Below are 12,470 nucleotides of genomic sequence, written 5' to 3' on the forward strand. Positions count from 1 at the left end.
GGTCGCGACTGGGAGCGCTACGCATGGATCAAGGCCCGCCCGGTGGCCGGGGATGTCCGTGCCGGCGAGCAGTTGTTGGCGATATTGCGCCCCTTCGTCTACCGCCGTTATCTCGACTACACCGCACTTGATGGCCTGCGCGAGATGAAGGCGCTGATCACCGCCGAGGTGCAGAAGCGCGAGCTCGCCGACCACCTCAAGCTCGGTCCGGGTGGCATTCGCGAGGTGGAGTTCCTGGTGCAGGCATTGCAACTGATCCGAGGCGGTCGCGAGCCGGCCCTGCGCCAGCGTGCATTGCTGCCGACGCTGCAGGCTCTGGCGGAAGCCGGGCATCTGCCGGAGGCCACGGCAGAACGCCTGGCGACGGCCTACCGATTCCTGAGGCGACTGGAGAACCGGGTGCAGATGCTCGCCGACCAGCAGGTGCATGAGTTGCCCAGTGACCCCGAGGCGCTGCTGCGCATCGCGCTGGGTCTTGGCTACGTGGATGCCGGGGGCCTTCGTGCGGCGCTCGAGGCCGACCGCGCTGTGGTATCGGAGGAGTTCGACCGACTGCTCGAGGCTCGCCGCCAGCGCCAGGCTCCCAGCGCGCTCAGCCAGTACTGGCGAGCGTTGCCCGACGCTGGCGAGCGCGAGGTCCTGTCCGAGGCGGGCAGCCTCCGATTCGGAAACGGCGGCCGCGGCCAGCATGGGCATCGCGGTCGCCATGGCTGCGGTGGCCGCGATGGCGGAAACCAGCAGACGATTCGGTCGTGAATGCATTGTGCTCTCCAAAAGTGGGTTGGCGTGGCGTTGGTCGCGGATCAGAACGCGTAGCTGATCGACACGCCGAGGAAGTCGCGGTCGGCCGAGTCATTGGCGCGTGTGGCGAAGCTGGCCGATTGGGTTGAATTGCCAGGGACGCCAGGCGTGCTGGGCGGAACCGGGTCGGTGCCCGAGTAGACCTCGCCACCGGTGAACACCGTGTAGGCGATATCCGCCTGCCAGCGCTGCAGGTAGCTGAACTGGACGCCTGCGCTGATGATCTTGTTGTCTTCGGTGAAGGTTGAGCTAACGCCGTTGACGTCATGGAAGAACACCAGCCGTGGCGAAATATTCACCGAGGCGAAGACGTTGGAGTAATCGAGACGCGTCACCAGGCGGTAGCCCCAGGATGATTTGGTGGCGAACCCTCCGCCAATCGCTTCCTGGCAGGATCCGTTCGACACGGCGGCTAGCACCTGAGCCTGTGTCGCAGCGCCGAGCGATTCGGCGGTTCTGCAGCTTGGCAGTGCGGCGCCAGGGCCGTTGAAGATGGTGTCTGACAGATCCTGATGGGTGTAGCCGATTTCGCCCAGCATCACCCATTGCCCCGCGCCGAAGCTCGGGCCAAACGCCTTGGTGACGGTGGCCTGAACCTGCGCCGTATCGATTTCCTCGTAGCCCTGAATGGTCTCGCCCGCGGCAAAGGCGCCGAGCGTCGTGCCGGGCACGCCCAGCGACGCCATGATGATTTCGGCGCCGCTGATCTGGACCGGATTGTTCGGGCGGTAGGAGAGTTCACCCTGAATGGCCGTGCCGAACGGGCCGTTGGTGTTCAGGCTGACCCCCCAGAGCGAGATGTCGTCCGGATACTCGATAAAATAACTCGCCCGACATCCCGCCGCGGTGGATGACGTGCAGCGCGGAGCGGCAGCGGGGCCGCCCGGCATGCTGAAGGCGTTGGTGGACTCCCCGCGAACGGCCGATATGATCGGTGTACGAGAGTGATAATTGACGTAGTAGAAACCAAACTCGGTGGAGTTCAGGGACTCCGCGAAGTAGCGGAAAGCCACGCCGGCTTGTGAGGTTTCGTCATCCGGAGCCTTGTTGGAACCTCGGGGCACCCAGACTTGCGCGTCGCCGTTTTCCGGATCGCCTCCGGTCATCGGGTCGGTCCGGGGATCGCCGATCGGCCGGGTGTTGTCGTCGTTACGACGCCCGAAGCTGACTACCACGTTGTCGCCGTCATCTGACGCGATGTCGCTGGTCGAGAAAAAGCTGCCGCGAGGGTCGATCTCCACCTGCTCCCAGTCGAACTGCCAGACCGCTTCCATGCTCAGGTTGTCGGTTAGCGAGGTCTGCACGAACAGCATCGGAATGGGTGTCAGGGCCTCCTTGATTTCGGAGCCGGGCAAACGCAGTTTCGACACATCAATCGGGTTCAGGATGTTGAGGCCGTTGCGAATAAAGGTGCTCTCACCCCAGCTGACCACCTGGTTGCCAAGGTTCATGCTGACGTACTGGCCGCCCAGCGAGAAACTGCCATAGAGGAACGCGTCGAGCAGGTCTACGCTGTTGTCTAGGCGTTCATGTCCGCGCTCGCCCAGTTCGGCGTCACCGCGCTGGCGCGAGACGTTGGCGGCAAGCCGCTCGTCCAGGTCACCCGCATCGGAGGCGTCGGGGTTATAGAACGCGCTGGCGCGGGTGAAGATGCCCCAGTTGCGATTGAACGCGAGATCCAGGTCCACCGTGACCTTCGCGGCGGCGGAGACCACATCGCCCTTCTCATAGCCGTAGTTGCCGTCGTCACCATTGACCGAGCGAGCCGTCCCGCCGTTGGTGATGCCGATCAGAGATTCGTCGGGGTCTTGCATCCGAAACGACACGCCGGCGGACAGTGTCGTGTCGATATTGGCTTCCATGCCACCGATATCCAGCGTTGCTGCGGATACGTGGAACGGAACGGTGGCCGCGCCCAAGGCGGCCAGCCGCAGCAGACTGCGTGAATGCATCGTCATTGAATGTCTCCCTTCTGGGTCGTAAAGGTCAGTTCGCACAAACTGGAGTGGATCGAATCGTCGTCCTCTAACGAGAGGGTTCGGTCCGTTTTTTTAGTGGCCTTGGCCTGGCGAATACGCTGCCCGACGGCTGGCTTGTGTACCCGAAAGTACGTTGATGGTGCCGTTGTAACTACGTTGGGGTGAAGCGGGTGTGAACGGTCTCGGCGCTGATTCGGGAAATTCTCCCGAGACCAAGTGCGCTGGGCGATGGCAAAAGCCGCATATGGCGGGATTCGTCGGCGGTCCCCAAGGTCGCTGGGGCGTTGATCACCCTGGTCTGCATCGTGTCTCCTCCAATGCCTGTTGTTTTCTATGTCGCCGGATTGCTCGCAAGCGGCCCGCTTCTATGGCGAACGCGTCTTGTCTGCATGCGATTCGGTGACTTGTCTGCCGATAATGTACCAAGCGGTTCATTATGGAAAGGGCCGAATCTATGCCAGCGAACCACAGGCGGGCAATCGCAGGAATTTGGGAAAAATTGGCCGAAACCGCCGGGCTTCGGCCGAGGGGCGCGTCAGTCCCAGTGCGTGTCGAGAAAACTCGTGATGCGAGGATCGTCGAGCAAATCCCAATGGCTCATCCGGGCAAAGGTGCGGGTGCCGGATTCGGCCCACCGCATGGCGGGGCGTCCGTCATCGGTCTGGCCCAGGGCACTGCGAACGGGGACCAGGCCGTCGCCGAGCAGATGCGTACGCTGGGCGCCGAGCGTGCCGGCGGCGGCGATCGCCATGATGTGGCTCGGGAGCGGCGTGAGCGATGGCCGATGGTCACTGCGCTCGAACCGATTGCGGCCCTGCCAGTCTTCGTCGAGCGTACTTCCGTGGCGCAGATCGGTGATGCCGGAACTGCGTAACCAGCCGAGGCGGGCGATCGGCGCGGTGTAGGGGCTGAGCCTGCCGAGCGTATCGATCCAGTTGCCGCCGCGTTCCAGTGGTGCGCCGAGATGCGGGGTGCCGAGAAATGCGATGCTGCGGATCCGCTCCGGCCAGCCATGTCCCAGCGCCTCGGCCTGCGCCAGCGCACTGCGGGTCACCAGCCCACCCATGCTGTGCGCAAGAATCCGGATGGAGCGCACGCGGACCGGCCAAGCCTGCACCAGTGCGTCGAGTTGGGCCGACAGGTCACGACCGTTGAGCGAGGTGTGCCGGCCCGTGTTGTACAGCAGGTCCAGTTCGGTGGCCCCTAGCCGCGCGGCCTGGTAGCTGCCGTGGTTGTGGCCGTTGCGCGTCCACTGGCGATCGTTCATGCACAGGCCATGAACGGTAATCACCAGATGGCGCGACGCCTTGGGCACGAGCAATTTGAGCTCGTCGCGCTCCATCTTTAGCGGCAGCCCATGCCGGCGCCATTGCATGGCTAAGGCCAGCGGATTGGCGCTGTCGACGAGATAATCGCCGACCACGCCGTTCAGCGCGGAGACGACCGCCTCACGGCCGGGGCCGGGCGGTGCGACGTCGTCCAGCGAATCCGCCAGCCGGGCGAGCACGCTATCCACCGATTCGCGCGTCATCCCGTTGATGCTGCGAATGGTCGCGTGCACGAAGCCGGCGATGCCACGTGCGTTGCCGGTCGGGGCCTCGCCGATCGGCGGGGAAACCGCAGCGATGTTGCGGTACATGTCTTCGACGATATCGGTGACGCCATCGACGGCATCGCATGCAAGCCGCGCGGCGCCGCGCAATGTCTGGCCGGTTTTCAAGACAAGGCTTCCTTTGGTGTCATCTCAACGGTCGCGTTGCCAGTGCGGCACGCCGAGCAGGATCAGTCGCAGGTGCTGCTCGGCCCGTTTCATCAGCGCGGTTTCGCCCTCCCGGTCACGCGCGCTCACGTCGAGGATGTCGATGGCACTGGCCACCATGGCGTTGAGGATTAGCGACGCGATCATGTGCAGGTCGGTGGTGTTCCACTCCTTGAGGTAAGGCAGCCGCGCGAGATCGACTGCCAGCTCGGTCTGGACCAGGCGAAGCTCGCGGCGGATCGCGTTACGGACCACCGCGCTGCCGCCAAAGCGTTCGCTGGCGATAAACGCGAATCCGGCGCGATGGGCGCGAATATGCCGCACCAGGGATTTCACGACGCTGGCCACCAGGCGGTCGGCGCTGCGCGTGTCCTGGCGCACATCTTCGAGAATCTTGCGCAGGGAACGGAACGCCTCATCCACCAGCGCCAGCCCCAAGGCGTCCATGTCAGGAAAGTGCCGGTAGAAGCCGGTCGGCACGATGCCGACCTCCCGGGTCAGCTCACGCAGCGACAGCCCGTCGAAGCTCTTGTCGCCGTCCAACATCGTCAGGGCGGTGTCGACGAGGATTTGCCGTGTATCGCCACGCCGGGAGAGGCGGCGCGGCTTGCTTGTGCGTGTGCTCATGAAGAATAGTGTACTTGAAACGCAATGGCGTGGTTCATGTCGCCAATGGTGATTTATTGAAAAACACATAACGCCATGATTTATATATATAACAGTCAAATAGTGTGAACAGTTGTTGACATGGATAGGTGGTGCCTTCACGATGTATACGACTGTTCACTTATGAATTCGTTGGAGGCACGCCATGCCGCATCGTGAAACCCGCCGCTCGACCGGCCTGACGACTGCCCTGAGTCGGCGCGTTTTGTCGGCGCTCAGCTATCCGCATCCGGTTGCTTCTTACGCCGAGGTGCTGAACCCGCGGTTGCGCCGGCGTACCTCTAGCGGCCACGTGCCTGCGACGGTCGTGGCCGTGCAGCGGCCCACGGCCGACAGCGTGACCCTGGCCATCCGTCCGTTGTCGCGTTGGCGGGGCTTCAAACCGGGGCAGTTCATCGAGTTGGTGGTTGACGTAGATGGTGTGCGGCGCGTTCGCTGTTTCTCTCCTGCGCAGTCAGTGCATGTGGACGACGGCCTGATCGAACTGACGATCAAGGCGAACGCGGACGGTGAGGTTTCGCGCTACCTATACGATCACGCGCATCAGGGCATGATGCTGGCGGTGTCACCGCCGCAGGGCGCGTTTCATCTGCCCGATCATCGCCCCGAGCGGATCGTGCTGATCAGCGGCGGCAGTGGCATCACTCCGGTGTTGGCGATGCTGCGGACGCTGGTCGACGAGGCGCATGCCGGTCGCATCAGCTTTGTGCATTACGCCCGCCGGCCGAGTGACGTGATTGCTGGAGAGGAACTGCTGGCGATCGCCACCGCCCACGCGAACATCGATGTGCTGATCGTCTACACGGCGGCCGATGCGCGCGACCAAGGCGCTGGGAACGGCCATTGCTCGGCCGCGCAACTGGCTGCCCTGGTACCCGATTTGGCTGCCGCGCAAACGTGGCTTTGTGGTCCGACGGGCCTGATGGAAGCGGTGGGGTCGGTCTTCGAGCAGAACGGTTGGTCCGAGCAGCTGCATCAGGAGCGGTTCGGTCTGGCGGTCAAGCCGGTCGATGTCGCGGCCAGCGGTGATGTGCAGTTCGCTCGCAGCGAGCGTTTCGTGACCAACTCTGGCGCCACGTTGCTGGAGCAGGCCGAAGCCGCCGGACTCCGCCCACAGCATGGGTGCCGCATGGGCATCTGCAGCACCTGCACCTGCCGCAAGACGGCCGGTGTGGTGCGCAATCTTCAAACTGGCGAACTGTCATCCGAATCGGATGAACAGATCCGCATCTGCATCTCCCAACCGGTCGGTTCCGTCACGCTGGAACTCTGAACCGATAGGTCCTGATTAAACCCCCACGTTTGCGTCTCAAGGAGGCACGACATGGCTGAATCCACTGCATCACACGCACCGACGCTCTCGCCTGAACAGCTTGAGGCCTTCGGCCGGGAGCTCGACGCGATCCGCGACCGCGTACTGGCCGACCTGGGCGAGCGCGACGCGACTTACATCCGCAAGATGGTCAAGACGCAGCGCCGGCTGGAGGTTGGTGGCCGCGGGCTGCTGTTCCTGAGTTTCTTCCCGCCCGCCTGGGTGGCGGGTACCGTCGCGCTGTCCATCTCCAAGATTCTCGACAACATGGAGATCGGCCATAACGTCATGCACGGGCAGTACGACTGGATGAACGATCCGGAGCTCTCCGGTGGCCAGTTCGAATGGGACACCGCCTGCCCGGCCGATCAGTGGCGGCATTCGCACAACTACATGCACCACACCTACACCAATGTGCAGGGCGTGGACCGCGATATCGGTTATGGCGTGCTGCGGATGTCCGAAGACAAGGCCTGGCATCCGTACTACCTGCTTAATCCGTTGTGGGCGTTCCTGCTGGCGGTGTTCTTTCAGTACGGCGTGGCCCTGCATGATCTGGAGGTGGAACGCCTGCGTAAGGGCAAGCGCGATCTCGGCGAGGTTAAGCAAATCGCCAAGGGGATCTGGCGCAAGACCAGCCGCCAGACGCTCAAGGACTACATCCTGTTTCCGTTGCTGGCCGGTCCGATGGCGCCATTGGTGTTCGGCGGCAATCTGACCGCGAATCTGGCCCGCAATCTTTGGACCTACATGATCATCTTCTGTGGGCATTTTCCCGATGGCACGCACCAGTTCTCCAAGGACGTGCTGGAGCAGGAGGGCAACGGGCACTGGTACTACCGCCAGCTGTTGGGTTCGGCAAACCTCACCGGTGGGAAGTTGTTTCACGTCATGAGCGGCAACCTGAGCCATCAGATCGAGCACCACCTGTTCCCCACGCTGCCCGCCCATCGCTATGCCGAGATCTCACAAGAGGTTCAGGCAATCTGCGAACGTTATGGCCTGCCCTATAACAAGGGGCCATTGCGCAAGCAGTTCGGCACCGTACTCAAGCGCATTGGCCGGTTGTCATTGCCGAATCGTGTGGCCAACGCACTGCCCGTCGCTGCCTAATTATCCCTGCTAGGCTTGCTGCCGGTGCGGATTCAGAGACATTCCAGATGACAATGAACGATCGCTTTTCGGGCTCCAAGGCTGAGGCGTTGCTCGACGCGCATGTGGCCTGGATCATCGCGCGCCTGGAAGGCGATGCCCTCCAGATCGAGGTCGAGCGCCGTCTCGACTGGGTGCTGGCCGATGCGGCAAAGCTGAAGCTGGAGGATGTGGTCACCGTCACCTCGGTGAAACAGACGGCGATCGGGTACGCCTCCGACATGACCGTTGGTGGTGCGATTCCTGCCCTGGTTGGCGACGTCGCCTTGGCCCTGTACGAGCACCCGATTCAAGAGAAGACGCGCCTGGAGCAATTACTGCCGGACCGTCAGTTCGAGGAATTGCTGGACAAGGTGCTGGAACTCAAGGAGCTGCGAGAGGCGGTGGTACACGAGTCCGTCTCGAATCCGATATTCGCCGATCTGATCACCGAATTGCTGTACTCCGGCGTCCGCGACTATGTCGCCACCAGCACCAAGTTCGCGGGCAAGCTGCCCGGTGCCAAGTCAGCCATGAAATTTGGCAAGGCTTTCGTGGACCGGGCGCGGCCCGAGCTGGGCACGTCGCTCGAGGACGGCATCAAGACCTACGTGAACAAGAACACGCAGACCAGCCTCAACGCCAGCGAGCGCTATCTGCAGGAAGCCTTCGAATCGGAGGAGTTCCGTCAGGTCGTGCTGGATTTCTGGGATACCAACAAGAATGCCACGCTGGCAAGCGTGCGCGACTTTGCCGGCCAGCTCGACATCGAGGAACTCTTCGTCATCGGCTACGAATACTGGCAGCAGCTCCGCAAGATGCCGATCTACAAAGAATTGATCGAGGCCGGGATCGAGGTGTTTTTCGACACCTATCGCAAGACATCGCTCACCGAGCTACTCGATGATATCGGCGTCAGTCGCGACATGATGGTCGCGGATGCCATGCGGTTCCTGCCGAAGATCGTCGCCGGCCTGAAGAAGAAAGGCCTGCTGGAGCAGCAGATTCGGCGGCAGTTAGAGGACTTCTATCGATCCGACGTCGTCGCTGCCACTATCGAATGATGCGAGGCATTCAGCCCGGATGGCGTCGGGCCGCGGTGCGCTTGGCAGAGGCCACCCGGATCTGTTGCTTCATGCTTGGCCAGAACTTCGTGATGCTGACACCGGGCCTCGGCAGGCTGCGCGAGCGAGCATAGCCCTGCTCGGTGAGGGTCAGCAGCCAATCGTCTTCTTCAGCATCGTGCTCAACCGTCAGCTCGCCACCCTCCACCAGGGTCTCAATGGCAGCGGCCAGGTCGTCTTCGCGGACAACAATGCGGGTATTGGTTTCGTCGACGACCGTTCTGGCTAGCAGCCGGCCGGTGGCGGATACGTTCAGATCGCGAAACACGTGCAGAACGGTCTGCTCTGCGACGGCCTCAAATGATTGACCCACCGACAGCCGGCGGTCTTTCGCGGATTCGTTCGTCACCGTGCTGTGCTGGGTCATCGCGTCATCTCTACTTTTTCTTAAGGTCCGTATTTACACAAATTATATGGGAAATGCGGCACACAAAGGCCGTTCGTACTGACCGGTCACCACCCCGCAACGGTCAGTTCATCGGAATCACGTGACGCTGACCGGTGACGGTTGCGAATGTGACGTGTTCGTCCGGCAGCGGGTCGCGGTGCGTGGGGCCTGGATGCGCGAAGACGACCTTGCCGTCATCCCACGGGTCGGTGCCCCAGCCACGTTCCAGAATTTCCACCGTCTCGCCCTGGACCTCGATGTAGGCATAGGAGACGTTATCGGTGTCATCGGATTCGAGCACGTTGTCGAGTTCATCGACCAGGGAACGTACGACGTAGCGGCCGTTGCCGTTGCCATCGAACTCCACGTACATGCCGGGTCGCTGCCAGCGGTAGACGTCGCCCCAGCCCACGGACAGACCAATGGTGCCGGCGGTGGGTGAAAAGCAGTTGTCCAGCGGGCTGTCGCCGCCGGGGGTTTCGTAGCCCTGCTCGAAGCTGTACCAGTTGCCGAACAGCTGATCGGCCGGACAGAAGCCGGATTTTGTGCCCAGTCCGGCGGCCACCAACTGGCCCAGCGATTCGTCCGTGACCTTGTACAGCTCGAACTTCAGGATGAAGTCGTCATGGAAATGCACGTGGATGGGATGGAACGAATAGGTCCCGGCGGGCCGTGTGTCCTCGGTGCCGTCGCTGTAATGAACCACCTGGGTTTTCGGACCGATGATGGTGCGCGACAGTAGCTCGTCCGGATGGATCTCGGCGTCTCCCGCCAGCGTGTCGGCCAGCAACTCGAAACGCATGTCATACAGGCCCTTGCCGAGATTGATCGGGCCGGAGGTGAATCGCAGGCAGCGGACCGCTCCAGCGCCTCCAATCGAGACCGGTGCGGCCTCGTCCACGCTGCAGGAGAAGGGGGCGATGCCGGCCACTTCCAACGGCGGGTTCACCGTATCGGGCGGATACACCCCATTGAGTGGATTGGCCGGCGCGACAAAGCCGAACTCGTAGGGCGGCACGGTGCGCAGGTTTGGTAACAGCGCTTCCACCGTTGCCGGCGCGGGCGGGTTGACCGACAGCTCCGATTCCAGCTTCGCCCGCATCCGAAACGAGGCATGCGTGGCGTTGTCGGGCCGGATCTGCACGGTCCATAGCCCGGCCGCAGGTGCGTCGATCAGGACTTCGGAATTGAACTGGTTGAAATTGTCGTCCTCGCCAGCCACCGCGCCGGCTGGGTCCATCACCCGTATCCCGAAGGCATCGGTCCGCTCGGCTGTGTCCAGCCCGATTCGAAGCCTGGCGCCGCCGGGTGCGACATCCAGGTAGTAGACCGGGCAGGGCGCGTAGGTGTCGCAGAGCGCGGTATCTGGTACTTGGGCATCCAGGGTTTCGCCGTCCCAGAACCAGGCTTCCTCGATATCGAGCACGGCGTCCAGCGGGGCTGGCGGCTGATCGACCGGATCGCCGTCCTCAGCGATGGGCGCGCTGCCGGAACAAGCCGATAGCAGAAGCAACAAGGCCGGGAGGCAACGGTGCCAGTGGTAGGTGCTCCGACGCATACGCATTTCCCGTGAAAGAAAAGTGAAACATCAGAAGCGCAGCAACCCGCGTGCCAGCGCCAGTGCCAGTGCCGCAGGCCGGTGGGCTCGCCCTAAGGGGGTGGATCACCGGGTAGCGCCGGCCGGCGGCGACGCAACGTCGCCTGCTCATAGGCATAGGCCATTTCGAACAGCGTCGCCTCGTCCCATTTGCGGCCGAAAAACTCGATGCCGACGGGAAGCGGGGAGGCGTCGCCGGACAGTCCGGCGGGCACGACAATCGACGGCATCGACGTCGTGCTGCTGAACCCGCAGTTGTCGCCTTGAACCAGCCCGGTGGGTCGTGCCGGCTGCTGAACCGGGGGGTAGATCAAGGCATCTAGCTGCCGCGCATCGAGTTCGGTTTCGACGTACACCCGCATGGCCTCGCGGTTGGCGAGCTGAGTCTGGTAGTTCTCCGATTCCGTATCGCGAAGCAGCAGGCTGGCACCCACCAATGCCTCAATGAACGGATGCACGAGACCGCTGGTGAAGATGTCCTGAGTGCTGTCGCGGGGGGCGTCGAAACTGGCCAGATATTCGTCCATGTGATCGGCGAACTCCTGCACGATCAGCAATGTCGAGATGTTGGTGAAGTCGGGGAGTTCCACGGGGTCGACGATCTCCGCACCCGCGGCGGCGATGTCGGCGATGGCCTGTTCCATGATCGCATTGACATCGGCATTGCTGCCGAATGCGTCGGTCCCGCCGTAGCTGCGCAGCACGCCGATTCGCCTGCCAGCCAGTCCCTGCTCGTTCAGGTGCGCGGTGTAGGTTGCAGGCTGGATGCGTTCCGGGTCCTGCGTCCGGATGTCCGCCGTGTCTACCCCGGCCATGGCGTCGAGCATCAGTGCGGCGTCGCGCACGCTGCGGGTGATCGGCCCGCCGACATCCATGCTGTGCGATAGCGGCACCAGACCGTCCTGCGACACCAGCCCCACCGAGGACCGCACGCCCACAAGCCCGTTATTTGAGGGTGGCAGTCGTATGGACGCGCAGGTGTCGGAGCCGGTGCCCAGCACCGCGAAGTTGGCGGCGATGGCGGCGGCCGTACCCCCGCTGGAGCCACCGGCATCCATGGCCGTGTTGTAGGGCGTGCCGATTCGCTGCGAAACGCTGTTGAAACTTTGTGTCCAATAAGCGTATTCGCTCATCCCGGCCTTGCCGAGGATCAGGGCGCCGGCTTCGCGCAAACGGGCCACGGTGAAGGCGTCATCCGGCGGCTGCGAACCGGCCAGCGCCAGCGACGAGGCAGTGGTGGGAAAATCGAAGGTGTCGTAGAGGTCTTTCAAAAGCACCGGAACGCAATGCAGGGGACCGGCAGGGCCTGACGTATCGAACGTGGCATCCAGGGCCTCGGCTTGCTCTCGCCACAGCGGGTTGAGACTGACGATGCTGCTGATGGGCAGGCCGGTGTCGGTGCTGTTGTCCAGCGCATCTATGCGAGCGAGGTAGAGCTCCGCCAGCGCCACGCAGTTCAGCGTCTGCCCGTCGGCGCCGACCTGTTCGCCGCGAAACGCCGCCTGCACGTCTGCGACGGTGGCCTCAAGCAGGGCGAAGGTCGTGGGCGCTGGCGGGGTGCCGGGTGCACTCGTCGGACTGGATGATTGACCGCAGCCCGCCAGGCAGGCGAACGCCAACGTGGTGAAAGCGGCGCGGCCAAGCGCGAAAGGTCGTACGGTGAACGCTGGGATCATCAGACGAGCATTGGGGGCACGGGTTCAGCCTTCCACG

At 63.1% G+C, this 12,470-nt stretch carries 9 protein-coding genes and 1 pseudogene; 4 read left to right on the top strand and 6 right to left on the bottom strand.

From position 1 onward, the window contains the following. Positions 1–756: pseudogene (locus ACE1EY_RS11975) on the top strand (bifunctional glutamine synthetase adenylyltransferase/deadenyltransferase); the annotation flags it as partial. A 47-nt stretch (positions 757–803) separates the two neighbouring features. On the opposite strand, the gene ACE1EY_RS11980 reads toward ACE1EY_RS11975, so the two are convergent. The 3 genes from ACE1EY_RS11980 to ACE1EY_RS11990 all read right to left on the bottom strand — a co-directional run bounded on the left by ACE1EY_RS11980 (position 804) and on the right by ACE1EY_RS11990 (position 5,166). Beyond that, positions 804–2,759 carry a DUF1302 domain-containing protein gene (locus tag ACE1EY_RS11980; RefSeq protein ID WP_291512798.1) on the bottom strand — a complete coding sequence of 652 codons (1,956 nt, stop codon included), beginning with the start codon at positions 2,757–2,759 and terminating at the stop codon, positions 804–806. A 556-nt stretch (positions 2,760–3,315) separates the two neighbouring features. Further along, positions 3,316–4,500, bottom strand: coding sequence for an esterase/lipase family protein (locus tag ACE1EY_RS11985; protein ID WP_370300264.1), 1,185 nt, complete (start codon positions 4,498–4,500; stop codon positions 3,316–3,318). A 24-nt stretch (positions 4,501–4,524) separates the two neighbouring features. Further along, entirely contained in the window at positions 4,525–5,166 is a 642-nt protein-coding gene (locus ACE1EY_RS11990) for a TetR family transcriptional regulator (RefSeq protein ID WP_370300265.1), read from the bottom strand. Between the two features lie 184 nt (positions 5,167–5,350). Here ACE1EY_RS11990 and ACE1EY_RS11995 point away from each other — a divergent pair, with 184 nt between their 5' ends. From ACE1EY_RS11995 to ACE1EY_RS12005, 3 genes are read left to right on the top strand one after another with little or no spacing between them, the layout of a single operon-like run. Next, the gene (locus tag ACE1EY_RS11995; RefSeq protein WP_291512795.1) at positions 5,351–6,478 is read left to right on the top strand and encodes a ferredoxin reductase; all 1,128 of its coding nucleotides are present in this window, start codon (positions 5,351–5,353) and stop codon (positions 6,476–6,478) included. Between the two features lie 51 nt (positions 6,479–6,529). Further along, on the top strand, positions 6,530–7,630 hold the full coding sequence (locus ACE1EY_RS12000) for an acyl-CoA desaturase (protein ID WP_291512794.1): 1,101 nt from the start codon (positions 6,530–6,532) through the stop codon (positions 7,628–7,630). Between the two features lie 53 nt (positions 7,631–7,683). Beyond that, positions 7,684–8,712 (top strand): hypothetical protein, encoded by a 1,029-nt coding sequence (locus tag ACE1EY_RS12005; protein ID WP_291512793.1) that lies wholly within the window; start codon positions 7,684–7,686, stop codon positions 8,710–8,712. Between the two features lie 10 nt (positions 8,713–8,722). On the opposite strand, the gene ACE1EY_RS12010 is transcribed toward ACE1EY_RS12005, so the two are convergent. The 3 genes from ACE1EY_RS12010 to ACE1EY_RS12020 form a co-directional block, all read right to left on the bottom strand. Continuing rightward, positions 8,723–9,139 (bottom strand): hypothetical protein, encoded by a 417-nt coding sequence (locus tag ACE1EY_RS12010; protein ID WP_291512792.1) that lies wholly within the window; start codon positions 9,137–9,139, stop codon positions 8,723–8,725. 103 nt (positions 9,140–9,242) lie between these two features. Further along, positions 9,243–10,718: a lysyl oxidase family protein gene (locus ACE1EY_RS12015; RefSeq protein WP_291512791.1), complete on the bottom strand. Its 1,476-nt coding sequence runs from the start codon at positions 10,716–10,718 to the stop codon at positions 9,243–9,245. Between the two features lie 92 nt (positions 10,719–10,810). Beyond that, entirely contained in the window at positions 10,811–12,433 is a 1,623-nt protein-coding gene (locus ACE1EY_RS12020; protein ID WP_291512790.1) for an amidase family protein, read from the bottom strand. Between the last annotated feature and the right edge of the window lie 37 nt (positions 12,434–12,470).

This window comes from Abyssibacter sp. (assembly GCF_964229365.1).
GTDB lineage: Bacteria > Pseudomonadota > Gammaproteobacteria > Nevskiales > OUC007 > Abyssibacter.